20 protein-coding genes are annotated in these 24,040 nt (G+C 65.3%); 7 read left to right on the forward strand and 13 right to left on the reverse strand.

The genetic code is table 11. The features are described from left to right. Positions 1-6 precede the first annotated feature (6 nt). Entirely contained in the window at positions 7-318 is a 312-nt protein-coding gene (locus tag ACE103_RS19575) for a hypothetical protein (RefSeq protein ID WP_375780760.1), read from the forward strand. An 11-nt stretch (positions 319-329) separates the two neighbouring features. Next, the gene (locus tag ACE103_RS19580; RefSeq protein WP_375780761.1) at positions 330-680 is read left to right on the forward strand and encodes a BA14K family protein; all 351 of its coding nucleotides are present in this window, start codon (positions 330-332) and stop codon (positions 678-680) included. A 4-nt stretch (positions 681-684) separates the two neighbouring features. On the opposite strand, the gene ACE103_RS19585 is transcribed toward ACE103_RS19580, so the two are convergent. The 11 genes from ACE103_RS19585 to ACE103_RS19635 form a co-directional block, all read right to left on the reverse strand. Beyond that, on the reverse strand, positions 685-1,362 hold the full coding sequence (locus tag ACE103_RS19585) for a hypothetical protein (protein WP_375780762.1): 678 nt from the start codon (positions 1,360-1,362) through the stop codon (positions 685-687). Positions 1,363-1,512: 150 nt separating this feature from the next. Beyond that, positions 1,513-2,604 (reverse strand): sensor histidine kinase, encoded by a 1,092-nt coding sequence (locus tag ACE103_RS19590; protein WP_375780763.1) that lies wholly within the window; start codon positions 2,602-2,604, stop codon positions 1,513-1,515. Beyond that, entirely contained in the window at positions 2,601-3,041 is a 441-nt protein-coding gene (locus ACE103_RS19595) for a response regulator (RefSeq protein ID WP_223967892.1), read from the reverse strand. The genes ACE103_RS19590 and ACE103_RS19595 overlap by 4 nt, the downstream gene beginning before the upstream one ends. Beyond that, the gene (locus ACE103_RS19600) at positions 3,038-4,576 is read right to left on the reverse strand and encodes a CHASE3 domain-containing protein (protein ID WP_375780764.1); all 1,539 of its coding nucleotides are present in this window, start codon (positions 4,574-4,576) and stop codon (positions 3,038-3,040) included. The genes ACE103_RS19595 and ACE103_RS19600 overlap by 4 nt, the downstream gene beginning before the upstream one ends. Positions 4,577-4,675: 99 nt before the next feature. Continuing rightward, positions 4,676-6,034 carry an acetyl-CoA carboxylase biotin carboxylase subunit gene (gene accC, locus ACE103_RS19605; RefSeq protein ID WP_375780765.1) on the reverse strand — a complete coding sequence of 453 codons (1,359 nt, stop codon included), beginning with the start codon at positions 6,032-6,034 and terminating at the stop codon, positions 4,676-4,678. A gap of 24 nt (positions 6,035-6,058) precedes the next feature. Continuing rightward, entirely contained in the window at positions 6,059-6,565 is a 507-nt protein-coding gene (gene accB / locus ACE103_RS19610; RefSeq protein WP_375780766.1) for an acetyl-CoA carboxylase biotin carboxyl carrier protein, read from the reverse strand. Between the two features lie 52 nt (positions 6,566-6,617). Then, on the reverse strand, positions 6,618-7,079 hold the full coding sequence (gene aroQ / locus ACE103_RS19615) for a type II 3-dehydroquinate dehydratase (protein ID WP_342711091.1): 462 nt from the start codon (positions 7,077-7,079) through the stop codon (positions 6,618-6,620). A 300-nt stretch (positions 7,080-7,379) separates the two neighbouring features. Then, positions 7,380-8,222: a DUF1236 domain-containing protein gene (locus ACE103_RS19620; RefSeq protein WP_375780767.1), complete on the reverse strand. Its 843-nt coding sequence runs from the start codon at positions 8,220-8,222 to the stop codon at positions 7,380-7,382. 128 nt (positions 8,223-8,350) lie between these two features. Then, complete coding sequence (locus ACE103_RS19625) at positions 8,351-9,295, reverse strand: hypothetical protein (protein WP_375780768.1); 945 nt, start codon at positions 9,293-9,295, stop codon at positions 8,351-8,353. A gap of 134 nt (positions 9,296-9,429) precedes the next feature. Continuing rightward, entirely contained in the window at positions 9,430-10,197 is a 768-nt protein-coding gene (locus tag ACE103_RS19630) for a DsbA family protein (RefSeq protein ID WP_375780769.1), read from the reverse strand. Between the two features lie 86 nt (positions 10,198-10,283). Continuing rightward, a complete protein-coding gene (locus ACE103_RS19635) occupies positions 10,284-11,690 on the reverse strand; it encodes a M48 family metalloprotease (protein WP_375780770.1) in 1,407 nt (468 codons plus the stop codon). 226 nt (positions 11,691-11,916) lie between these two features. On the opposite strand from ACE103_RS19635, the gene ACE103_RS19640 reads away from it, so the two are divergent. Further along, positions 11,917-13,104 (forward strand): pyridoxal phosphate-dependent aminotransferase, encoded by a 1,188-nt coding sequence (locus tag ACE103_RS19640; RefSeq protein ID WP_375780771.1) that lies wholly within the window; start codon positions 11,917-11,919, stop codon positions 13,102-13,104. Between the two features lie 185 nt (positions 13,105-13,289). Further along, positions 13,290-14,624 carry a dicarboxylate/amino acid:cation symporter gene (locus ACE103_RS19645; RefSeq protein WP_223967882.1) on the forward strand — a complete coding sequence of 445 codons (1,335 nt, stop codon included), beginning with the start codon at positions 13,290-13,292 and terminating at the stop codon, positions 14,622-14,624. A 13-nt stretch (positions 14,625-14,637) separates the two neighbouring features. Here ACE103_RS19645 and ACE103_RS19650 read toward each other — a convergent pair whose 3' ends face one another. Both ACE103_RS19650 and ACE103_RS19655 read right to left on the reverse strand, forming a co-directional pair. Further along, entirely contained in the window at positions 14,638-15,870 is a 1,233-nt protein-coding gene (locus tag ACE103_RS19650) for an NAD(P)/FAD-dependent oxidoreductase (protein WP_375780772.1), read from the reverse strand. 106 nt (positions 15,871-15,976) lie between these two features. Continuing rightward, positions 15,977-18,460, reverse strand: a complete 2,484-nt coding sequence (locus ACE103_RS19655; RefSeq protein WP_375780773.1) for an Rne/Rng family ribonuclease — start codon at positions 18,458-18,460, stop codon at positions 15,977-15,979. A gap of 63 nt (positions 18,461-18,523) precedes the next feature. Between ACE103_RS19655 and ACE103_RS19660 the strand changes: the two genes are divergently transcribed. From ACE103_RS19660 to ACE103_RS19670, 3 genes are all read left to right on the forward strand, one after another. Then, on the forward strand, positions 18,524-19,273 hold the full coding sequence (locus ACE103_RS19660) for a hypothetical protein (protein WP_375780774.1): 750 nt from the start codon (positions 18,524-18,526) through the stop codon (positions 19,271-19,273). A 616-nt stretch (positions 19,274-19,889) separates the two neighbouring features. Further along, on the forward strand, positions 19,890-21,209 hold the full coding sequence (locus ACE103_RS19665) for an N-acetylmuramoyl-L-alanine amidase (RefSeq protein WP_375780775.1): 1,320 nt from the start codon (positions 19,890-19,892) through the stop codon (positions 21,207-21,209). A gap of 279 nt (positions 21,210-21,488) precedes the next feature. Continuing rightward, complete coding sequence (locus ACE103_RS19670) at positions 21,489-23,990, forward strand: penicillin-binding protein 1A (RefSeq protein WP_223967878.1); 2,502 nt, start codon at positions 21,489-21,491, stop codon at positions 23,988-23,990. The last annotated feature ends 50 nt before the right edge of the window (positions 23,991-24,040 follow it).

The raw sequence follows: 24,040 nt of genomic DNA on the forward strand, positions 1-24,040 counted from the left end.
TCGGTCATGCAGCGGTTCGTCACACTGTTCGTCGTTACTCTCGTCATCGCGCTCGGTGCGCCGGCCGGCACAGCCCGCGCGCAGCAGCGGCCACCCAACAGCATTCCGCTCGCCTTCGGCATGAGCGCCGACCAGGCCAGCCAGTCGCTCGGCGTTCCCCTGAACTATGTCCGCGGCACGCCGGGCAATGAATTGTTCGTCGCGCTGCCCAACGTCAGGGGCAGCGTGCTGTCGCGGCGCAGCGACGGGCTCTATCTGCAATTCGGCAAGGGACGCCTGATCGCCTGGAAGGGTGATTGGGGGACCATTCCGCAATGAAGGCCTTGGCCATGACCGCTATCAGAGCATTGATCGCCTGCGCTGCCATCGCGCTCGGCACGGCCGCTGCCTCGGCCCAGAACCTGTCTCATGACTTGGCGCCGCAACGGCCGCTGCGTTACGGCAGCACCGGCGGTGCATATTTCGACGGCAGGAACGACGATCGCGATTTCCGCAGCAACGGTGCGTTTCCGGGGAGCTTTGCAGCCGATCCCTTCAGCGCGGGCTTCGGCGCAGCGGGTCTGTTCGGCTCGACGCCGTATCACTCCGCGCGGCCCTATCCGTCGCAGGTGATCTTCGGCGCGCCATGCCAGGATTGCCGTCCGCATCGCATGCGGCGGCACCGCGATCGGCCTGATTGAGGGTTTAGCTCTTGCTCAGAAGGTCGTCGATGATGCGCAGCTTCATCCGGCCGGCCTTGTCGATGATATCCCGGCGCAGCGCGTCCTTTTCCATTTCATATTGCTCGTGCGGGACGTGGTGGCCGCCGCTCGCGGTAATTCCGAATTCCTTGAGCAAGGCGTTGTGCCTCGCCTCCCACGCGATCACATGCTCGGTCATGAGCTGTGTCACCGCCGGAAGGAAGCCGGGATGGCCCGCCAGGCCGCATGCTTCCGTGGTCTGCTGATCCTCCGCCAGCATGATCACGTTCCACTCGTCGTAGCCGATCAGATCCAGCTGCGCGTAGAGAAACGCGCCATGCGGCCCGTCCCAGATCTTGTGGTCGATGACCAGGAACGGCAACGCATGGCAGTGGCCGTGGCGCTCCGTCATGTCACGGTTGAAACTCTCGGTGCGCTCCTGCAGCCGTTGGTTGGCCGCGGCAAACACAGCAAGGCGATTGTCCGCCGCCGGCACGATGCTGGCTCCGTCGTCGGGCACGAACCCCGCATCGCGCAGCATCGGCCCGATCCGCGGATCTTCCCACTGCCTCCTGTGAAAGGCGGGTGCCGCGCCGTCGGCACCCGGTGCCGGACGCAAGGGCTCCCTAGGATCACCCGCGGTCGCCTGCTTCTTTCCAAAAACCACCCTGCGCTCGAACATCGTGCCGTTCCTGCCAAGCTGGGGGAAAAGCATGGCAAGCAATGCCCAGATTTGTCTTAACCCGGTCAGGGCAGGCGGCTGCGATCGAACAACAGGGTGACGCGGCCGTTAACGCCAGCGCGAGAATTCGATCAGTCCGTCGGCGGCGGCCTAACTGGCGGTGACGCTTGCCGATTTCGCCGGCGCGGGGGTGACGCGGGAGAACCGCACCACGAAGCGGGTGCCCTTTTGGCTGGGGTCGCGCTCGACGCTGGCGTCGAGCTTGACGGCCATCGCCGCGACGATGCGCTGGCCCATGCCGGTGCCGCGCGGATCGGCCTTGTCGGAGAAGCCCACGCCTTCATCGCTGATCGCAAGCTGCAATTCGTCCGCCCGTGGCTTCAACTCGACATGGATCGGGCCGGCGCTGTCGGGATAGGCGTATTTCACGGCGTTCATCACCAGCTCGTTGACGATGATCCCGATCGCGACCGCACGGTCGGGATCGATCTCGACCGGGTCGGCCTTCAGCGTCAGCCGCGACATCTTGTTGCCTTCGGCCGATCGCCTGAGATCCTCGAGCAGCGCCTCGAGATACTGGTTGAGCATCACCGTCTTGAAGTCGTGCGAGGTGTAGAGACGGCGATGCACCTGTGCGACGGCGGCGACGCGACCCATCGCATTGGTGAGCGCCGCCTTGACGTCCTGCTGGCTCGCGGAATTGGCTTGCAGATGCAGCAGCGAGGCAATGATCTGCAGCGAATTGCCGACGCGATGGTTGACCTCGCGCAGCAGAACCTCGCGCTCGGCGGCGAGCGCGGCGTAGCGGTCGCGTGAAGCGTGCACCTCGGCCTCGGCCTCGTCGCGCGCCTTCTGGATCGCGGCGCGCCGGATCGCACCGTTCACCGCGACCTGGAGCAGGGGGATGAATTCGCCCCTGACGTCCTTGACCAGGTAGTCCGCCGCGCCGGCCTTCAGCGCGGTGACGGCGATCGCCGAATCCTGCGAGGCGGTGACGAACACCACCGGCGGCGCGTCCGCGATCTTTAGGATCTGCTCCAGCGTCTCAAGCCCGTCGAGGCCGGGCATGTACTGGTCGAGCGCAACGACGTCGATGCCGCCCTGGGCGAGCCGGTCGAGGCCTTCCTGGCCGCTCGCAGCGTGCACGACCTTGTAGCCCGCGCGCGTCAGCCCGCGTTCGACCAGGCGCGCCAGCGCCGCGTCGTCGTCGATATAGAGCAGTGTCGGCGTTGCGTTGGTCATATCGAAGCTGGCGGCACCTGAATCACGGAAAAGAACAGGCCAAGCTGGCGAATGGCGTTGGCAAAGCTTTCGTAGTTCACCGGCTTGGTGATGTAGACGTTGCAACCGAGTTCGTAGCAACGCTTGATCTCCTGGGAGTCGTCGGTGGTGGTCAGCACGACCACCGGCGTCGCCTTGAGATGCTTGTTCTCCTTGACCCGCTTCAGAATGTCGATGCCGGTCATGTCAGGCAGATTGAGATCAAGCAGGATGAGCAGGGCCTGGTTCTTGCGCTCGACCGCGCTGCCATCCTTGCCGAACAGGTAGTTCACGGCCTCTGTACCGTTGGTGAACGGGACGATCTCATTGTTGACACCTGAGCGCCGGATATTCCGCTCAATCAGGCGGGCATGGCCCTCGTCGTCCTCGATCATGATGATGGTGACTGGATCGCTCATGATTCCCTATCCCGGTTCTTGCCTGAGTTCTTGCCTGACCATTTGATAGGCAGCGTGATGGTGAACGTGCTGCCGTTGTGAAGTTCCGATGCTACCGACATGGTGCCGCCCAGTCTGCGCACAAGTGCGCGGACATGGGCAAGCCCGATGCCCTGGCCGGGCTTGTCCTGGGTTCCGGCACGGCGGAACAGATCGAAGATGCGCTGGTGGTCCTTCGGATCGATGCCGCGGCCATTGTCCGTGACCTCGAAGATCGCAAAGCCCAGCTTGGTGCGCCCGTCGATCGCGATCTCGCCGGGGACGCCGTCCTTGAGGTACTTGAGTGCATTGTCGATCAGGTTGGAGAAAATCTGCTCCAGCGCGAGGCGGTCGCTGACGATATCAGGCAAAGCGCCGATCTCGACGGTCGCATTGGCCTCGGCCGCCTGATGCGCGACCGTCTTGACGATGCTGTCGATCAGCTCGCGGAGATCGATCCGCTCCGGCTTGAACTCGCGGCGGCCCTCGCGGGTGAGATTGAGGATGGCGCTGATCAGGCGGTCCATCTTGGCGATCGAGGATTTGATGAAGCCGAGCGATTCGTTGAAATCGTCGGATAGCTGCTTGTCGGAGCCTTGGAGCTCGGGCTCGGCCACGTCGGTCGCATCTTCCATCGCCGGCGCCAGCGATGCGGTGCGGTTGAGCGTGGCGATGCGTCTGAAGATGTCGCCGCGCAATTCCTCCAGCTCGCTGGTGAAGCCCATGATGTTGACCAGCGGCGAGCGGAGGTCGTGGCTGACGATATAGGCGAAGCGCTGGATTTCCTCGTTGGCCTCGCGCAGGTCGGCGGTGCGCTCGTCGACGATGGTTTCGAGATTGACGTAGTTGTCACGCAGCCTGGCCTCGGCCTCGTCGCGCGCCCGCGAGGATTGCCGCAGCAGCACGAGAGAGAGGGCGGCGAGCGCCAGCACCATGCAGGAGCCGGCTATGGTGACGGAGGAGGCGAGCACCTGGGTCCGGTCCGCGGTCGCGGTGCGCACCGCCAGCAGGCGATCCTCCTCGGCGCGCATGTCGCGGCCGATCCGGGCGATCGCCTCGACCGCATCGGTCGATGTGCCCTTGCGCAGGATGTCGACGCTGGTGGCGACGTCGTTGTTCTTGACGCGCTCGACGCCGAGGGCGAATTCGGCGAGGCGCTGCTCGACGGCGGCCTTCAGCTTCGCGGCATTGGCGACCTGCGTCGGATTGTCGACGGTCATCATCTGGAGATGACCGAGCGCGGCCGGGAGTCCTGCCGCCGCGGCCTGATATTCGGACAGGTATTGTGGTGCGGATGTCAGCAGATAGGCCCTGGTCGCGCTCTCGGCGCGCCTGATGTCAAGCAGCAGGTTGGCGACCTGGCTCTCGACCTCGACCGTATGGACCACCAGGGCATTGTCCTCGCGTGCCTTGTTGACCAGCAGGACGGACGCCACGCTGATCGCGACCAGCACGAAAAATCCCGCCGAAAGCAGCAGGATCTGTAGCGTGGACCGGCGTCGTGAAACTTGTGTCACGACGGTCTCTTCGCAGGAGTGGGATTCAATGCGTCCCCGTGGAAAGCCAATAACCCATAGTACGTTTGAACTGGGCTTTGGGTTCCACCGGGTTCCAAACTATTTCGGGGTGTCGGATGGCTGGCCGGCGAGGTACTGCTCCAGCCAGTGGATGTGGTAGTCGCCCTCGATGATGTCGGGCTCGCGCACCAGCGCGCGGAACAGCGGCAATGTCGTCTCGATGCCGTCGACCACCATCTCGTCCAGCGCCCGGCGCAGCCGCATCAGGCACTCGCCGCGGGTCTTGCCGTGCACGATCAGCTTGCCGACCAGCGAGTCGTAATAGGGCGGAATCACGTAGCCCTGATAGACGGCGGAATCGATCCGCACGCCGAGGCCGCCCGGCGCATGGAATTGCGTGATCCGTCCGGGCGAGGGACGGAAGGTCTGCGGGTTCTCCGCGTTGATGCGGCACTCGATGGCGTGGCCGATGATCGCGATGTCGCTCTGCTTGGCCGGAAGCTCGCCGCCGGCCGCAATCCGGATCTGCTCGAGCACCAGATCGATATCCGTGATGCTTTCGGTGACGGGATGCTCGACCTGGATGCGCGTGTTCATTTCGATGAAATAGAACTCGCCGTCCTCGTAGAGGAATTCGATGGTGCCGACCCCGAGATACTTCATGTCCCGCATCGCCTTGGCGCAGGTCTCGCCGATCCTGGCGCGAGCGGCCGCCGCGAGCACGGGAGAGGGGCCTTCCTCCCAGACCTTCTGATGACGGCGCTGCAGCGAGCAGTCGCGCTCGCCGAGATGGATGGCGCCGCCGCGGCCGTCGCCGAGAATCTGGATCTCGATGTGGCGCGGCTTCTGCAGGTATTTCTCCAGATAGACCGACGCGTCGCCGAACGCCGACTTGGCTTCGTTGGCCGCGGTCGTGAGCGCCAGCGCAAGGTCGGCCTCGGTGTGGGCGACCTTCATGCCGCGGCCGCCGCCGCCGGCTGCCGCCTTCACCAGCACCGGGAAGCCGATCTCCCTGGCGATCGTCATGGCGTCGTCGTCCGCCGTCACCGCGCCGTCCGAGCCGGGCACCACGGGAATGCCGAGGCGCTTGGCGGTCTTCTTGGCCTCGATCTTGTCGCCCATCAGGCGGATGTGCTCGGCCTTCGGTCCGATGAAGCCCAGATTGTGATCGGCGAGGATCTCGGCGAAGCGCGCATTCTCGGACAGGAAGCCGTAGCCGGGATGCACGGCGTCGGCGCCGGTGATCTCGCAGGCGGCCAGCAGCGCCGGGATGTTGAGATAGGAATCCTTCGACGGCGGCGGCCCGATGCAGACGCTCTCGTCGGCGAGCCGCACATGCATGGCGTCGGCGTCGGCGGTGGAATGCACCGCGACGGTGGCGATGCCGAGCTCCTTGCACGCCCGGAGCACGCGAAGCGCGATCTCGCCGCGATTGGCTATGAGGATCTTGTCGAACATCGCAGCGCCTGACGTTGACGGAAGCTATTCAATGATGACGAGCGGCTCGCCGAATTCGACCGGCTGGCCGTCCTCGATGAGGATCTGCGTCACGGTGCCCGCGCGCGGCGACGGGATCTGGTTCATCGTCTTCATCGCCTCGATGATCAGAAGCGTCTGGCCAGCCGCGACCTTGGTGCCGACTTCAATGAACGGCTTGGCGCCGGGTTCCGGAGCCCAATAGGCGGTGCCGACCATCGGCGAGGGCACGACACCCGGGTGCTTTGCCATGTCGGTGGCGGCAGCGGCGGCAGCCGGCACTGCCACCGGCGCGGCGACTGCATGCACGGCTGACGGCACGGAGGCGGCGATGCTGATGTTGCGTGCGACCCGGACACGCAGGCCGGCGCGCTCGATCTCGATCTCGGTGAGGTTGGTCTCGGCAAGCAGCAGCGCGAGCTCGCGGATGAGGACGCTGTCGTCGCTCCGGGCGTCGTTCTTGGAGTCGTTCTTGGACTTTACGGCTGATTTGTCGTCTGGCTGGCGCGCCATGTTGTTTGATCCGAAATCTCTATCAGGTGACGGGGAACGTCAGGATTGACGATTAAGTCTTTGCCTTCGCACCGATCCTGGTGGCGAGGCCGATGATCGCAAGCCGGTAGCCGTCGATGCCGAAGCCGCAAAGCGACGCGAAGGCGGCTTTAGCAGTGAACGAATGGTCCCGGAAGCTCTCGCGGGCGTGGATGTTGCTGACATGGACCTCGACGGCCGGGATCTTAACCGCAACCAGCGCGTCATGCAGCGCGATCGAGGTATGGGAGTAGCCGCCGGCGTTGATGATGATGCCGACCGCCTTCTTGGCGTGGGCCTCATGGATGAAGTCGATCAGTTCGCCCTCGCGGTTGGACTGCCGGCAATCGGCGGTCAACCCGAACTGCCGCGCGGTGTCCGCGCACAGCTTCTCGACGTCGGCGAGGGTGGCATGGCCATACGTCTCCGGCTCGCGCGTCCCCAACAGGTTGAGGTTCGGGCCGTTCAGCACATAGATCGTTCCGGCAGCAGCCATTTCCAGGGGTTCCGGCGAAGGGAAAGTGGGCCGGGTTATAGGTAACAACCGGCCGCAGGGGAAGTCTTTAGGTGAAATCGGAACCGCTTCAACAGCTTCCTCCGGCCTGTTAGATAGCTGGCGTAACCTATGGAAATTGCTGATTAACCAAATCCGGAGGTGGGCGCGCCTCGGCTGTGCTCCCGCCAGCCATCCACTGGCGACTATGGGCTGCAGCCGCATGCAAAACCCCGCCCCTGAGGGGGCGGGGTTGAGATCGAGGCGAGGGCCCGTCAAGGCACCCTCACGCCGAGGCAGAGGTCAGCCCTCGATGATGTAGACGATCTCGTGGGTCTCCGGCTGCACGATGATGTAGCGGCCGTGGACCAGGATGAACTCGTAACCGCGCCACTGCGGATAGATCGTCACGACGCGCTCCGGCACCGGGTAGAAGTGCACGTCGGTCGGGACGCGGGTGCCCACCGATACGTTGAAGTTCACATTGGTGACTTCGGTGACGTGCTCCGACCTGATCGCGGTCGAGATCTGGGTGCGCTTCTCGGCCGGCGGCGCCGCGGTGGCCGACGTCGCCGCGTTGCCCGTCGTGGTCTGGGTGCGGCTGGTGTCGTTGGTCTGGGCGCGGTTGGTATCGCTCGGGCTCTTGGTCTGAGCGTTCTGGTTGGTGGTGGCGCCGCTCTTGTCGCGGCTCTCGGCGGCGTTGTTCATCTTGCCGCTCTTGTCATGCTCCTCGGCCTTCATGGTGCCGCTCTTGTCGCGGCCTTCGGCCTTCATGTCCTTCGGGCTGTCCTTGGCGCCCTTGGTCGCATCGTTCTCCGAGCTCATGCTCTTCGACTTCTGCGTGTTCTCCTGTGCACCCTTGGTGGCGGGGCCGGACATTTCGGACTCGGCGCCCTTCATGCCCGACTGGTCATCCTTCATGCCTGAAGAAGACTCGCCGGTCGTGGAGTGCTCGGAGCCCTTCATGCCGCCCGTATCGCGCTGCATGGTGCCCGACGATGCGCCACCGGACGGTGCAGAGTGCTGCACGGTCGCGCCACCGCCGGCCCCGGTCTCCTTGTTGGCGCCGCCTGCGCCCTGTGCATTCGCGAATCCGGTACCAGCGATCAAAGCCGCCGTAGCAACCGAAATCAGAAAGCGGTTCATCATCATATTCCTCCTCGTTATTCAGCATTGCCCGCGCCGACAACGGGAGAGGATGTGTGATGTTCCTGTTGATTTGCGGTTCCCCGCGGTTTGTTTCTTGTGTGAATGCGCGATGAACAATTTGCGCTTCAACCGCAGGCCCAGTCGAACTCCATGCTTGCAAGATCGAGCTGGCCGTTGCCGCCGCCGAAATTGAAACCGCCGAAATGTTCCTCGATCTCGAGATAGGTCGCGCTGTATTTTGGTGTCCACTGGTTCGGAAACATCGTGCCGCCGAGATGGTTGCGGCCGTGCAACCGCTCGAGACCGCGTGCGCTGCCTTGCTCGCCGTAAGGCGCGATGTAGTCGCCGAGCTCGCCCTTGTGCAGCAGATGATCGCGCGGCGGCTTGCCGACATTGGGATCGTCGTCGCGCGGCGCAAGCGCGATGCCGTAGGCGTGGTGTCCGGTCGCGGGGATGCCGCCGAACAGACGGTACCAGTATGTCTTCTTCAGAGCGTCGGTGTGGGTGCGGCCGACATTGACGTCGAACGCGGTGCGTGCCGCGCCTTTCACGAGCCAGCGCGGCTGCGAGTTGGCTTCCAGCAGCGGATTGTCGGCAAGGTCCGGCGGCCGGCAGAGCGGTCCGGCGAACTCGGTCTCGGTGAGCCAGATCGCCGCGAAATTGTGGTCGATGATGTCCTTCATCCGAAACTCCATCGGATGACGGTTCTGCCGATAGGCGAGGTATGGCAGCAGATTGGGATCGGATGGACGCGCGACGGTCTCTGCCGCGAGATATTGCGCCACCGCGTCGATCTCGTCGGGTTCGTCATATTGCTGATCGGCGAACATGGCGAGCGCGACATAGGCATCACCCTTGGCGCGGTACTGCGCCGGGACGCGCAGCGTGAAGCAGTGCTGCATCGGAAAGCCGTCGTGGGGACTGAGCGGCCATTGCTCGGTGCGAATGCCCGGCGGCAGGCCGTAGCACCAGCCGTGATCGTGGTCGGTGCCACGCTGTGGCGCCGTCTTCAGCAGCGTGAGATCGTAGCCAAGGGTTGGCGGGGCAAGTGTTGGCGGGGCCAGTGGCATGGCGCGCGGCTTCCGTTGTTGGTGATGCCCCTTGGTTGCAGCCAGCGCGAAAGCGGTTCGGTGCCGCAAACTAAAAATCCGGCTGCCAGGGCAGCCGGATTTTGCTGAATGGATGAGCGCTGGTGAAGCGACGATCAGCAGGTCGCCTTGCCGCAGCGGGCAATGCCGATCTTCTCCTTGAGACCATCGACGCCGACCGCGCCGATCACGACCTGCTTGCCGATCACGTAGCTCGGGGTGCCGTTCATACCCATGGATTCGGCGAGGCGGAAGTTCTCCTCGATGGTCGCCTTCACCTCGGGGCTGGCGATGTCCTTCTCGAGCTTGGTCATGTCGAGACCGACTTCCTTGGCGACTGCCAGCGCGCGCGCCTTGTCGGCGGCGCCGCGGCCGCCGAGGAGCTTCTGGTGAAACTCGAGATACTTCTTGCCGGTCGGATCCTGCATGCGCACGGCGACCGCGACCTGCGCGGCCTCGACTGAGCCCTGGCTCAGCACCGGGAATTCCTTCAGCACGACCTTCAGCTTCGGATCCGACTTCATCAGGTCGAGCATGTCGGACATCGCGCGCTTGCAGTAGCCGCAATTGTAATCGAAGAACTCGACGAAGGTGACGTCGCCGTCCTTGTTGCCGATCATGACGCCGCGCGGCGAGTTGAAGATCGTGTCGGCGTTCTTGGCGACGCTCTGCTCATGCTTCTCGGCTTCGGCGGCGGCCTGCCGCTTGCTGAGCTCGTTCATCGCCTCTTCGAGCACCTCGGGGTGCGCGATCAGGTAGTTGCGCACGATGGTCTCGATGTCGCCGCGCTGGGTGTCGTTGAAGCTCTGCGCGGACGCAGTCAGCGGCGCGGCGCAAATGCCGAGCGCGAGCAGGGCAGGGGCGAGAAAACGAAGCGCTGGCATGGCAAAATCCTTGTTCGAGGTGACCCGAAATACGGCAGGGCCGTGGGCCGGTTTCGGTGATCGTTGTATGGAACTACGGTTTATTTCTAGTTGTTTTTCTGACCCGGCATCGGCTTGGCGCTCACAATGTCGTCAGCTTTGACCCAGCCGGGCGTGCCGATCGCAAACCGCGTCTTGGCGCGCGACGCCAGTTCGCGGGCCGTCTTGTTGTCGCCACGGAGATAGGCGGCCTGCGCCGAGGCAAGGTCGGCCTGGGCATAGTCGCCCTTGCGGCCATACGCCATCGCGAGCTGGGTATAGCCTATCGGCGCCTCCGGCTCGCGCGCCACGGCGTTGCGCAGCATGTTGATCGCGTCGTCGGTGTAGCCCTTGTTGTCGGAGGCGACCAGGGCCTGGCCGAGCAGCATCTCGATCAATGGCGAATTGCCGGAGAGCTGCACCGCGCGGCGCAGCGGCGCGATGGCCTCGGCGGGCCGACCGCCTTCGAGCAATGCCTGGCCGCGCAATTCGTAGAAATAGGGATTGTTGGGCTGGACCTGGATCAAGCCGTCGATCTGCGCGATCGCCGAACGCAGGTCGCCGTGCAGATAGGTGGTGATCGCGCGGGCATAGCGCGCCGGCATGCTGGTGTTGGACAGCGGATAACGGCGATAGACCGTGTCCTGCCGTTCCATGAAGCCCGAGATCTTGGCGCGCATCATGTCGTGACGCAGCTGCAGCGCCGGATCGTCCTTCTTGTCCCAATAGGGGCTCGAGCGCGCCAGATCCGCCAGCGCCGAGACACGATCGACCGGCATTGGGTGCGACTGCAGATAGGGGTCGGCGCCGCGCGCGGCGAACAGGCTCTCGTCGGTGAAGCGCTTGAACGTCTCGTACATGCCCTTGGCCGACTGGCCGGTCGCGTTCAGGAACTTGACGCCGGCGCGGTCGGCGTTTTCCTCCTGCTGGCGCTGGTAGGAGAGCAGCGTGCGCTGAATGACCGACTGCGGCGCCGAGATTGCGGCAGCTCCAGCGCTGGAGAGGCCGTTTCCAACGCCGCCGCCCGCAGCGCCTGCGGCCAGCGCACCGACGCCGAGCAGCATCGCGATGATCATTTGGGTCTGCGCCTGCGCAAGCTGCTCGCGCATCTTGGCGAGATGGCCGCCGGCCAGATGGCCCGTTTCATGCGCCAGCACGCCGATGATCTGGTTCGGGGTCTCCGACTGCAGCAGCGCGCCGTAATTGACGAAGATGCGACGGCCGTCGGCGACGAAGGCGTTGAACGAACCGTCGTTGATGATCACAATCTGGATGTTCTGCTTCTCCAGACCCGCGGCGCGCAGGATCGGCCTTGTATATTCGCGCAGCAACTGCTCGGACTCGGTGTCGCGCAGCACCGGCGGGCCCTTCTGCTGGGCGCGCGCAGGGACGACGGGGCCGACGGCGAGCGCAACCGCGGTGAGCAATGCGGTCAGCTTGGAGGTCTTGGTGCGCAGCGTGAGGCGGAACAGCATGGGCGATCTATCGGCGATGGCTGGCCGCGCCGCGGCAAAGTCCGGTTCCCGACCCGACCGGATCAGGCGCGTGGCACAGTCTGTTGTTTTTGCAGTTCTTCTTCACGCGAACCGGGTATTCACTTGGCCTGAAAGCGTTATAAGGAGCCACCGAATGCGGCCAGTCTGGGGCGGCAGCCGGTATCGGAACCCGAATTCGGCAGCGGCCGTGCAATAGCAGAAATCCATGCCTGAAGCGACAGCGAGAGACCGTGTGAGCAGCCTTTTGACGGCGTCCGGCCGGAGCGATGTTCCGCCGTTCATGGTGATGGACGTGATGGCCGCGGCGGCGCGAATCGAGGCCGCCGGCGGCCATGTCATCCACATGGAGGTGGGGCAGCCCGCCGAGGGCGCGCCGAAGCCGGCGATCGCGGCCGCACAGGCCGCCCTTGCCGGCGGCCGGATCGACTACACGTCAGCGCTCGGCATCCCCTCATTGCGCGCGCGCATCGCCCGGCATTACCGCGACACGTATGGCTGCGCGGTCGATGCGGAGCGCATCATCGTCACCACGGGCTCGTCGGGCGGGTTCATCCTGGCGTTTCTTGCGATGTTCGAGCCGGGCGACCGGGTCGCCGTCACCGTGCCGGGCTATCCGCCTTACCGGCACATCTTGACCGCGCTCGGCTGCGAGCCCGTGCTGATCGAGACCTCCGGCGACACCCGCCACGCGCTGACCGGGGAGGCGCTGCTGGCCGCCCATCGCAAGGCGCCGCTGAAGGGCGTGCTGGTCGGCAGCCCTGCGAATCCGACCGGCACGATGATGTCGCGCGAGGCGCTGTCGAGCCTGATGGCCGCCGCCGACAGCGCGGGCATCCGCTTCATCTCCGACGAGATCTATCACGGCCTCGACTACGCGTTTCCGGCGGTGACGGCGGCGGAGCTGTCGCCGAACGCGCTCGTCATCAACTCGTTCTCGAAGTACTTCTGCATGACCGGCTGGCGCGTCGGCTGGATGGTGGTGCCCGACGTGCTGGTGCGGCCGATGGAGCGGCTGCAGCAGAATTTGTCGATCTCGGTGCCGACCTTGTCGCAGATCGCCGCCGAGGCGGCGTTCGAGGGCCGCGAGGAGATGGAGGCGATCAAGCGCGGCTATCAGGAGAATCGCCGCATCCTGATCGAAGGCTTGCCCAAGGCCGGGCTGACCAAGTTCCTGCCGGCCGACGGCGCATTCTATCTTTACACCGATGTCTCCGACTTCACCTCCGACAGTTTCGCGTTCGCCAGCGAGATGCTCGAGAAGGCGCATGTCGCAGCGACCCCGGGCGTCGATTTCGACCCGATCCACGGCCGTGCCTTCATCCGATTTTCCTATGCGCGCTCTGCGGCGGAGATGCAGGAAGCAGTTGCGCGGATCGCGCATTGGCTTAAATAGCCCGCGAAGTTCGAGAGCTTTCCGTCTTGTCAGACAGATCGATTTCGCATCCGGCGCCGTGATCGCGGCCGCGTGGTGCGCGGCAGATCGTCGCGGATAAGCGGCAGGGCGCAAACAGTTCCAGTTTGACTCGAACGGCCAAGTTGATCTTGGCTATTTCCGCCATTTCTGAGGGGGAGTGACACATGGCAACGGCAACCGTTGCCACGGCTTCACCGGCGTCTGCCGGTGGCAAGCCGTGGTACAAGATTCTCTATGTCCAGGTTCTGATCGCGATCGTGCTCGGCGCGCTGGTTGGCTGGTTGTGGCCCGGCATTGCCACCAACGAGTGGATCAAGGCGCTCGGCGACGGCTTCATCAAGCTGATCAAGATGGTGATCGCGCCGATCATCTTCTGCACGGTGGTCTCGGGCATTGCCCATATCCAGGACGCCAAGAAGGTCGGCCGCATCGGCGTCAAGGCGCTGGTCTATTTCGAGGTCGTCTCGACTTTCGCGCTGGTGATCGGCTTGCTCGTCGGCAATATCGTGAAGCCGGGTGCGGGCTTCGGTGGCGCGGCGGCGAGCGCCCAGGCGGTTGCCGGCTATGCCAAGCAGGCGGAAGCGCAGAAGAGCGTCGACTTCGTGCTGCACATCATTCCGGACACCGTGGTCGGCGCCTTCGCGCAGGGCGAGATCCTGCAGGTGCTGCTGTTCTCGGTGCTGTTCGGCTTTGCGATCATGGGCCTCGGCGAGCGCGGCCACACCATCCGCTCGTTCATCGACGACGCCGCGCATGCGGTGTTCGGCGTGATCTCGATCGTGATGCGGGCGGCGCCGATCGGTGCGTTCGGCGCGATGGCCTTCACCATCGGCAAGTTCGGCACCGGCGCCATCCTCAACCTGATGGGGCTGATCGCGACCTTCTATCTGACCGCAGCCCTGTTCGTCCTCGTGGTGCTCGGCATCATCGCGCGGATCGCCGGGTTCTCGATCTTCAGGTTCCTGGCCTACATCAAGGACGAGCTCCTGATCGTGCTCGGCACCTCGTCCTCCGAGAGCGCGCTGCCGTCGTTGATGGAGAAGCTCGAGCGTCTCGGCTGCTCGAAGTCGGTGGTCGGCCTCGTGGTGCCCACGGGTTATTCGTTCAACCTCGACGGCACCAACATCTACATGACGCTGGCGACGTTGTTCATCGCGCAGGCGCTGGGCTACGACCTCTCGTTCAGCCAGCAGCTCACGATCCTGGTGGTGGCGATGCTGACCTCGAAGGGCGCCTCCGGGATCACCGGCGCGGGCTTCATCACGCTGGCGGCAACGCTTGCCGTGGTCGATCCGCGGCTGGTGCCGGGCATGGCGATCGTACTCGGCATCGACAAGTTCATGAGCGAGTGCCGCGCGCTGACCAATCTGTGCGGTAACGGCGTCGCTTGCGTGATCGTCGCCTGGTGGGAGGGCGAGCTCGATCGCGACAAGCTCAATGCCAATCTCGCCCGGCAGATCGACCCGACCGACCTGGAGACCGCGCTGACGACGGATTGATCTTCTTTCGACGTCAGAACCGATCCAGCCGATACGGCGAGGTGTCCACGGAGGATGCCTCGCCGTTCATCGTTTCGGCCAGCACCCGCGCCGTCGCCGGGCCGAGCGTAAAGCCCTGATGGCCGTGACCGAAATTCACCCACAGCCCGCGATGGCGCGGCGCCGGCCCGAGTATCGGCAGCATGTCGGTGGTGCAGGGGCGGGTGCCGAACCAGGGCTCGGGCTCGACACGGCTGCCGATCTCGATCAGCTCGCGTGCGGCCGCTTCGGCATGGCCAAGCTGGATCGGCGTCGCCGGCGCATCGGGGCTGGTCAGCTCCGCGCCGGTCGTGATGCGGATCCCCTTGGCCATCGGCGCCATAGCATAGCCATTCGCGGTGTCGACCAGCGGCAGGTCGAGCGAGCGGCCGCCCTGGTAATGCATATGGTAGCCGCGCTTGCGCACCAGCGGGATCCGGTAGCCGAACTTGCGCAGCAATTGCGGTGACCACGGCCCGAGCGTGACCACGACGTGGGCGGCATCGATCCGGCCGCCGGTCGTGTCGACCGACCAGCCGGCTGTGGTCTCGGTCAGCGTCTGCGCGTCGCCGCGCAGCAGCGTGCCACCGAGACGCTCGAACAATCCGGCATAGGCCGAGACGAGGCCGCCGGGGTCCGACACGGTCCACGGCCCAAGCCAGTGAATGGCGCCGGGCAAGTCGTCGCGCAGCAAGGGCTCGGCCTTGGCGAGCTCGCTGCCGTCAAGCACGCGAAACTGCACGCCGAAGTCACGCTGGTTCTCTTCGGCGACCGCGATCGCCTGCTCCAGTGCCGCCGGGTCGCGATGCAGCAGGCGATAGCCGGCGCGGCGGATCAGATTATCGGCATGCGCATCGCGGATCAGCGTGTCATGCTCTGCCGTGGCGTAGGCGATCAGGCGCGCCCAGGCGATGGTGGCTTCGCGGTGCCGCTCGGGCGTCGAGTTCCACCAATAGCGCAGCAGCGGACCGGCGTGCCGGGGCAACGAGGCCAGACGGTAGCGCACGTCGTTGGTGCGTCCCATCGCGATCCTGGCAAGCGTGGCCGGATCGCGCGGCATCGGATACGGCCGCACCGCCTCGCTCTGGATGATGCCGGCATTGCCGTAGCTGGTCTCGCGGCCCGGTTCCTTGCGATCGACGAGCGTCACCGACCAGCCGCGGCGTTGCAGGTGTAGCGCCGTGCTGACGCCCACCATGCCGCCGCCAAGAACGATCGCGCTTTGCATCGGGATCCGTCTCCGTCCGGCTCCGTCACGCCGGCGTCTGACGAACGGATGGCCTGTCCAATAAAAACGCCCGGCGTGAACCGGGCGTTTTGACTTTCAGGTGGTGCTAGTTGCCGCCGCCGAAACGGCGCGACCACCAGCCCTTGCGGGCCGGAGCCTCGGCCGTGGCAGCGTCCGGTGCGGACTGCGGGGCAGCGGCCGCGGGTTCAGGGGCAGGTTCCTCCGCCGGGCTCTGAGCCGGCGCCGCGGCCTCGGGCTGCGGGCTTGACGCGAAGCTGACCTTTTCACGCACCGTCGAGCGCCGCCGCTGGGCGCGGTCGGCGTCCGCCGTGTCCTCGGCGGCAGGCGCCACGACAGGCTCGGGCTCGGGTGCTGCAATCGCCTCAACCGGTGCGGCCTCGATCGGCTGCCATTCCGTCGGCGGGGCAAACAGCTCGGGCTGCGCGAGCGAGGGGGCCGGCTCCGCATCGTGGCTGTCGAAATCGGCGACCGCATCGGTGGCCTCGGGGGCGGCCGCGGGGCTCAACTCATCGGAGATCGATCCGGCGAGACCGTCTTCCGGTCCGCCAGTGCCGCGCCGCCGGCGGCCGCCACGACGTCCGCGGCGTCGCGGACGCCGATCGCCGTTGCCGGCCTGGTCGTCGCCGGCCGCGCCCTGCGCTTCGCCGCCTTCATCCTCGTCGCCTTCGGCATCCGTGGCGGCAACCGCCTCGGTGCCATCGGGCATGACATGCATCAGATCGCCGTCCTCGCGCGGCTGCGGAGCGCCGTCACGCGGCTCGTTGGCGCCACCACGGCCGCGACGCCGGCGGCGGCGCTTGCGGCGCTGGCCGTCGCTGTCGCCCTCAGCGGCGCCCGATTCCTCGCCGGCCGCCCGGTCGTCGACGAGGCCTTCGGTCTCGTCGGTCTCGATCTCGGCCTCGTATTCGAACAGTTCTTCCTCGTCATCCGGCTCATCGGCCTGCGCCGGCGCAGCGGCAGCTTGTGCAGCAAGCAGCGCCTTGGCGGCTTCGAGCGTATGCACCTGCTCGCCGCGATCGATGATGTAGGATTGCTGGCCGTGCACCGTGGCGTCGGCGACGATCGACAGCGAGACGCGGAAGGAGTCCTCGAGGTCGCGCAGATGGCCGCGCTTGTGATTGAGCACGTAGAGCGCGACGTCGGTGCGGGTGCGGACCACCAGATTGTGGGTCGCGCCCTTCATCAGGATCTCCTCGATGCCGCGCAGCAGCTGCAACGCGACCGACGAGACCGAACGGACGTGACCGCTGCCGCCGCATTGCGGGCAGGGCTCGGTCGAGCTCTCCAGCACGCTGGCGCGGATGCGCTGGCGCGACATTTCCAGGAGGCCGAAATGCGAGATGCGGCCGACCTGGATCCGGGCACGGTCCTGGCGCAAACAGTCGGACAGCTTGCGCTCGACCGCGCGGTTGTTGCGCTTCTCGTCCATGTCGATGAAGTCGATGACGATCAGGCCCGCGAGATCGCGCAGACGCAATTGACGCGCGACTTCTTCCGCGGCTTCCAGATTGGTCTTGAGCGCGGTGTCCTCGATATGGTGCTCGCGCGTGGCGCGGCCGGAGTTGACGTCGATCGAGACCAGCGCCTCGGTCTGGTTGATCACGATGTAGCCGCCGGAGCGCAACTGCACGGTCGGCGAGAACATCGCGTCGAGCTGGCTTTCGACGCCCATGCGCGAGAACAGCGGCTGGCCGTCGCGATATTGCTTCACCGCGCGCACGTTGGCCGGCATCAGCATCTTCATGAAGTCGCGCGCTTCGCGGTAGCCGGCTTCGCCCGCCACCTGGATCTCGTCGATCTCCTTGTTGTAGAGGTCGCGCAGCGAGCGCTTGATCAGCGAACCTTCCTCGTAGACCAGGGTCGGCGCCTGCGACTTCAAGGTCAGGTCGCGCACCGTTTCCCACATCCGGATCAGGTACTCGAAGTCGCGCTTGATTTCCGGCTTGCTGCGGGAGGCGCCTGCGGTGCGCAGGATGATCCCCATGCCCTCGGGCACGTCGAGGTCCTGCACCACTTCCTTCAGCCGCGAGCGATCCTGAGCCGAGGTGATCTTGCGGCTGATGCCGCCGCCACGCGCGGTGTTGGGCATCAGCACGGCGTAGCGGCCGGCGAGCGACAGATAGGTGGTCAGCGCGGCGCCCTTGTTGCCGCGCTCTTCCTTGACGACCTGCACCAGCATCACCTGCCGGCGCTTGATCACTTCCTGGATCTTGTACTGGCGACGCGGGCGGAACGCGCGCTCCGGAACCTCCTCGAGCACATCGTCGCCGCCGACGGACTCGACGACATCCTCTTCCTCGCCTTCCTCGCCGTCATCCTCGTCATCGTCTTCGCCGGCATCGTCGCCATGACGGGCCTCGGCCGCAGCTCCGTCCGCAGGCGTTGCGTAGTCGGCGACGCCGTGCTCATCGGCCGCGGCGTGGACTTCATCGGCAGCCCCATGCGGTGCGTCGTCGGCATGCGCGGCGTTTTCCGCGACCTGTTCCTCACGGGCCCGCTCGGGCTCATGATTGACCTCGGCGGTCTCGACGAATTCCGGCGCGGCTGACGCAACGGAGGCCTCGACCACCGCGACAACGGGATCGGACGGCGCGTCGGCGGCCGGCGCCTGGCTCGTTACGGGGGCGTGGTCGTGATCGTGCGCATGATCATGGTCATGGTGATGATCGTGATCATCGTGGCCATGATCGTCGTGACCATGGTCATGGTGATGCTCATGCTCATGATCGTGGTGATGGTCGTCGTGATGCGCATGATCATGCGCATCATGCTCGTGACCCTCATGGGCGACCACGCCGTGCTCGTGATGCCCGGCATCATGTTCATGATGCCCGCTATCGACGGAATGTTCGTGAGCCTCGGCTGCCGGCTGCGCCTGCGCGTCGCCCGCACCCTCGATCACCTCGCTCTGGACACGGTCACCATGGCCGCGGCGGCGGGCATTGCGATGGCGCGACCGGCGGCGATGGCCGCGGTTCTCGTGCTCTTCCTCGGCCTCGCGATGGGCGCGCTCGTCGGCTTCGATCAGCGCCTGACGGTCGGCGACCGGGATCTGGTAGTAGTCGGGATGGATTTCGCTGAAGGCCAGGAAGCCGTGTCGGTTGCCGCCATACTCGATGAAGGCAGCCTGCAGCGACGGCTCTACGCGCGTGACCTTGGCGAGGTAAATGTTGCCGCGCAGTTGTTTGCGCTGGGCGGTCTCGAAATCAAACTCTTCGACGCGATTGCCGCGGACCACAACGACCCGGGTCTCTTCCGGGTGGGTGGCATCGATCAACATCTTGTTGGGCATTTTGGGGCTCTTGACGGCGGCGGGCGCGGATCAAGGCGCGCGCAAACTGCGCCGCCCGGTGACGCGACGGTCCACCTGATTCGGGGGTGAGGGGAAGGCCAAAACGCGTCTCGCGGCGCAGCGCCGGACGGGAACCCACCGGGACGATGCGACGGGCGAAGTTTTCACCTCGCGTCAGCGCGATCATTGGGGGGATCCTGGTCGGCAATGCAGTCTGGCGCATTAAGCGTCGGCCCGTCTAAACATGTTGGCGGCGAAATTGACCGCCGTATCTTTTGCTGAAGGCCCCGTCTGGCGCCGAAGCGCCTGCCGGCCATCGCATATCGAGGCCCCAAGGGGCCGGATAATCGGTTACGCCGTGTCTCAAACCGTCCCTCTGGCGAGGGAGTGTGTCTGGGACCGGACGCCGCTCGGGCTTGAATCCGCCTCTCCGTGTCAGCCGCGCGCGGCGCTGGCTGGGGAGGGACCGGAAAAACACGGCGGGATCTTCGACTTGGAAGGTTCCACCGCTGCACCAAGAGGCTGAACGTGACACAACCGGGAGTACTAGCCGTCAGCAACTCCGTACATACGTGGATTGCCCGTCGCGTGCAAGGGAAGCGTCACGCCGCCGCAACACTCGGTTCTTTTCACCGGCGCGTCATTAGCCTGCGATTAACCGTGCGGTTCTAATGCGGTAAGAAGCAGCTGGGAGGCTCCGAATCGGGTGGAGAACCGCGCAAAACACCTTGTTTTCTTGGGATGCGGGCTGTTGTGCGCTGCAGCATTGGCACTTGCCGTGGCCAGCGCCCCGAGCGCGGCCGAGGGACCAAAGGACAGCCAGCCGGCCGCCACTGCTTCTGCCGCTAACGCTCCGAATTTCCCGGTCGCATCCGGCGCCAGGCTCGCCGGCGACGACAAGCAGACCCGATTCATCCTCGATCTCGACCGCAAGATCGAGTTTCGGGCTTTCCCGTTGGCCGACCCCTACCGTGTCGTGGTCGATATCCCGCAGGTCAGTTTCCAGCTCGCTGCCGGCACCGGCGCGGCGGCGCGGGGATTGGTGAAGGCGTTCCGCTATGGCCTCGTGATGCCGGGCGGCTCGCGGATCGTGTTCGACATGACCGGCCCGGTGAAGATCGCCAATTCCTATGTGCTCGATGCGGCCAATGGCCAGCCGCCGCGGCTGGTGCTCGACTTTGAGCAGGTTGATCGCACCAGCTTCGTGCAGTCGCTCGCGCCGGAGAGCCGGCCCGAATTGAAGCCCGCGATCTCCGAAGGCAACACGGCAAGCATCCCCGCCGTCACCACGGCGGCATTGCCGCCGGTTGCGACCACCGACTCGCGTCCGCTGATCGTGATCGATCCGGGGCACGGCGGCATCGACAACGGCACCCAGTCCGGCGACCAGACCGAGAAGAGCCTGGTGCTGGGCTTTGGCCTCGCTTTGCGCGATCGGATCGAGAAGTCGGGCAAATATCGCGTGGTCATGACCCGGTCTGACGACACCTTCATCCCGCTCAACGACCGGGTGAAGATCGCCCGCTCGCAATCCGCGGCACTGTTTGTCTCGATCCATGCCGATGCCTTGCCGCGCCGCGAGGGCGACGCCCAGGGCGCCACGATCTACACCGTGTCGGACAAGGCTTCCGACGCCGAGGCCGAACGGCTGGCGGAAGCGGAAAACAAGGCCGACGCGATCGCCGGCGTGAACCTGACCGACGAGCCGACCGAGGTCGCCGACATCCTGATCGACCTCGCGCAACGCGAGACCAAGACCTTCTCCAACCGCTTCGCCCGCCTGCTGATGGACGAGATGAAGTCCACGGTGCGGATGCACAAGCATCCGCTGAAATCGGCCGGCTTCCGGGTGCTGAAGGCGCCCGACGTGCCGTCGGTTCTGGTCGAGATAGGCTATGTCTCCAACAAGGGCGACCTCGAGCATCTGGTCTCCGAGAACTGGCGCAACAAGGCCGTCGGATCGATGGTCCAGGCGATCGACACGTTCTTCGCCAAACGGCTGGCAACCGCCGGACCGGCAAAGTGAAATTGGCCGTCTGAAAAGCCCGGGCCGTGGCCCGGAAGCCCTAGTTTGGCCACAGCGGCGACGCTATAGACAAGGGACCGCAGGTCCGCAGAATCGACCATATTGTCCGGCGGCTTTTGTTTATTCGCGTGCGCAAGGCGGCTCGCTGGGCCAAGGCTTTGAAGTAAGGGTCTCAATGCAAAGGCCTCGATGTAAAGGCCTCCGTTATGTGAGGCTTCGCACTTTTGGACAGGCGCTTCTGACGATTGAGCGCCGGAGGGTAGGAACGGAACGTCGATAATGCGCCTGCTCGTGCGGTTCATGGGTTTCTTGTTCGCCGCCGGAACCGTCGTGTTCCTGGTCGGTGTCGCCGCCGTCGCCGGCGCCATCTGGCATTTCTCCAAGGATCTGCCCGACTATTCGCAGCTCCAGGACTACGAGCCGCCGGTGATGACCCGCGTGCACGCCGCCGACGGCGCGCTGCTCGGCGAATACTCCAAGGAGCGCCGGCTGTATCTGCCGATCCAGGCGGTGCCGAAGCTCGTGATCAACGCGTTCCTCGCCGCCGAAGACAAGAACTTCTACGAGCATGGCGGCATCGACTATCAGGGCATGGCGCGCGCTGCGATCGTCTATGCGCAGAACTACGGCTCCAACCGTCGCCCACAGGGCGCCTCGACCATCACCCAGCAGGTCGCGAAGAACTTCCTGCTGACCAACGAGGTCTCGTTCGCGCGCAAGATCAAGGAAGCCTTGCTGGCGATGCGCATCGAGCGCGCCTATTCCAAGGATCGCATCCTCGAGCTCTACCTGAACGAAATCTATCTCGGGCTCGGCGCCTACGGCATCGCGGCGGCGTCGCTGGTCTACTTCGACAAGTCGGTCAACGAGCTGACGATCGCGGAAGCGTCCTATCTGGCCTCGCTGCCGAAGGCGCCGGCCGCGCTGCATCCGGTGCGCAACCGTGACCGTGCGATCGAGCGGCGCAACTATGTGATCGATCGCCTGCTGGAGAACGGCTGGATCAAGCAGGCCGACGCCGACAAGGCGCGCAAGGACCCGCTCAACGTCACCAGTCGCTCGAACGGCGCGCACATCTTCGCCGGCGAATATTTCGCCGAGGAAGTCCGCCGCGACATCTTCGAGCGCTACGGCGAAAAGAAGCTCTATGAGGGCGGCCTGTCGGTCCGCACCACGCTGGATCCCAAGATCCAGGTGATGGCGCGCAAGACCATGGTCGCGGGCCTCGTCAATTACGATGAAGCGCAGGGCTGGCGCGGGGCGGTGCACAAGCTCGACGTCTCCGGCGACTGGGGCGTCAAGCTGGCCGATGTCAAATCGCTCTCCGACATCTCGCCGTGGCGGATGGCAGTCGTGCTGGAGACCAGTGATCAGTCGGCGCGGATCGGCTTCCAGCCGGGCCGCGAGCTCGGCGGCGCGGTCAGCAAGGAACGGCAGACCGGCATCATCACGATGGACGGCGTGCGCTGGGCCAAGAGCAAGGGCAAGGCGCCGACGGCGGTTTCGCAGGTGCTGCAGCCGGGCGACGTGATCTATGCCGACCCGCTGGTGACCAAGGACGGCAGTGCGGTCGAGGGCCAGTATCGCCTGCGGCAATTGCCTGAAGTGTCCGGCGCCATGGTGGCGATGGATCCGTGGACCGGCCGCGTGCTCGCGATGGTCGGCGGCTTCTCGTTCGACCAGAGCCAGTTCAACCGCGCGACGCAGGCCTACCGGCAGCCCGGATCGTCGTTCAAGCCGATCGTGTATTCGTCGGCGCTGGACAATGGCTACACGCCGTCGACCACGGTGATCGATGCGCCGATCGAGATCGATCAGGGGCAGGGCGCCGGCGTGTGGCGTCCGGAAAACTATTCGTCCGGCAAGTATTACGGCCCGACCACGCTGCGCAACGCGCTGCAGCGCTCGCTCAACACCGTGACGGTGCGGCTTGCGCAGGACATCGGCATGCCGCTGGTCGGCGAGTACGCCAAACGCTTCGGCGTCTATGACGAACTGCCGAACTATCTGTCGTATGCGCTGGGTGCCGGCGAAACGACGGTGATGCGTATGGTCACGGCGTATTCGATGTTCGCCAATGGCGGCCGTCGCGTGAAGCCGACGCTGATCGATCGCATCCAGGATCGCTACGGCCACACCATCTTCAAGCACGACAGCCGCGAATGCCGCGGCTGCGACGCGCCGGGCGGCTGGAAGAGCCAGCCGGAACCGCAGCTCGTCGACCGCCGCGAGCAGGTGCTCGATCCGATGACCGCCTACCAGATCACCGAGATGATGGAAGGCGTGGTCCAGCGCGGCACCGCGACCGTCGTCAAGGAGGTCGGCAAGCCGATCGCCGGCAAGACCGGCACCACGAATGATGAGAAGGATGTCTGGTTCGTCGGCTTCTCGCCGGATCTCGCGGTCGGCGTTTACATGGGTTACGACAAGCCGCGCAATCTCGGCCGCACCGCCACTGGCGGTCATGTGGCAGCTCCCATCGCCCGCGACTTCCTCAAGCTTGCGCTCGCCGACAAGCCACCGACCCCGTTCAAGGTGCCGGCCGGCATCAAGCTGATCCGCGTCGACGCCAAGACCGGCATGCGCGCCGGCCCGGGCGATGGCGGCAACACCATCCTCGAAGCCTTCAAGCCGGGCACCGCGCCGCCGGACAACTACTCGGTCATCGGTGTCGCCGATGCCGACGGCCGCGGCCCAGCACCTGGTCCGCAGCCGTCGCAGAGTGGCGGACAGCCCGACGGCGGCTTCTTCATGCGGCCGGGAACCGGGGGGCTGTATTAGCGGTCGTTTCGGCCGAATCGCCGGGATAGCGTGGCCAAGCCGATTGCGCT

The sequence above is a fragment of the Bradyrhizobium sp. ma5 genome (assembly GCF_042258955.1).
Taxonomy (GTDB): Bacteria; Pseudomonadota; Alphaproteobacteria; order Rhizobiales; family Xanthobacteraceae; genus Bradyrhizobium.

Excerpts from the sequence above, each read along its gene's own strand:
- ACE103_RS19635 (WP_375780770.1), bottom strand. The coding sequence starts at position 11,690 with ATGCTGTTCCGCCTCACGCTGCGCACCAAGACCTCCAAGCTGACCGCA.
- accC (WP_375780765.1), bottom strand. The coding sequence starts at position 6,034 with ATGTTCGACAAGATCCTCATAGCCAATCGCGGCGAGATCGCGCTTCGC.
- ACE103_RS19670 (WP_223967878.1), top strand. The coding sequence starts at position 21,489 with ATGCGCCTGCTCGTGCGGTTCATGGGTTTCTTGTTCGCCGCCGGAACC.
- ACE103_RS19625 (WP_375780768.1), bottom strand. The coding sequence starts at position 9,295 with ATGCCACTGGCCCCGCCAACACTTGCCCCGCCAACCCTTGGCTACGAT.
- ACE103_RS19645 (WP_223967882.1), top strand. The coding sequence starts at position 13,290 with ATGGCAACGGCAACCGTTGCCACGGCTTCACCGGCGTCTGCCGGTGGC.
- aroQ (WP_342711091.1), bottom strand. The coding sequence starts at position 7,079 with ATGGCTGCTGCCGGAACGATCTATGTGCTGAACGGCCCGAACCTCAAC.
- ACE103_RS19585 (WP_375780762.1), bottom strand. The coding sequence starts at position 1,362 with ATGTTCGAGCGCAGGGTGGTTTTTGGAAAGAAGCAGGCGACCGCGGGT.
- ACE103_RS19580 (WP_375780761.1), top strand. The coding sequence starts at position 330 with ATGACCGCTATCAGAGCATTGATCGCCTGCGCTGCCATCGCGCTCGGC.
- ACE103_RS19575 (WP_375780760.1), top strand. The coding sequence starts at position 7 with ATGCAGCGGTTCGTCACACTGTTCGTCGTTACTCTCGTCATCGCGCTC.
- ACE103_RS19595 (WP_223967892.1), bottom strand. The coding sequence starts at position 3,041 with ATGAGCGATCCAGTCACCATCATCATGATCGAGGACGACGAGGGCCAT.
- ACE103_RS19590 (WP_375780763.1), bottom strand. The coding sequence starts at position 2,604 with ATGACCAACGCAACGCCGACACTGCTCTATATCGACGACGACGCGGCG.
- ACE103_RS19650 (WP_375780772.1), bottom strand. The coding sequence starts at position 15,870 with ATGCAAAGCGCGATCGTTCTTGGCGGCGGCATGGTGGGCGTCAGCACG.
- accB (WP_375780766.1), bottom strand. The coding sequence starts at position 6,565 with ATGGCGCGCCAGCCAGACGACAAATCAGCCGTAAAGTCCAAGAACGAC.
- ACE103_RS19620 (WP_375780767.1), bottom strand. The coding sequence starts at position 8,222 with ATGAACCGCTTTCTGATTTCGGTTGCTACGGCGGCTTTGATCGCTGGT.
- ACE103_RS19640 (WP_375780771.1), top strand. The coding sequence starts at position 11,917 with ATGCCTGAAGCGACAGCGAGAGACCGTGTGAGCAGCCTTTTGACGGCG.
- ACE103_RS19630 (WP_375780769.1), bottom strand. The coding sequence starts at position 10,197 with ATGCCAGCGCTTCGTTTTCTCGCCCCTGCCCTGCTCGCGCTCGGCATT.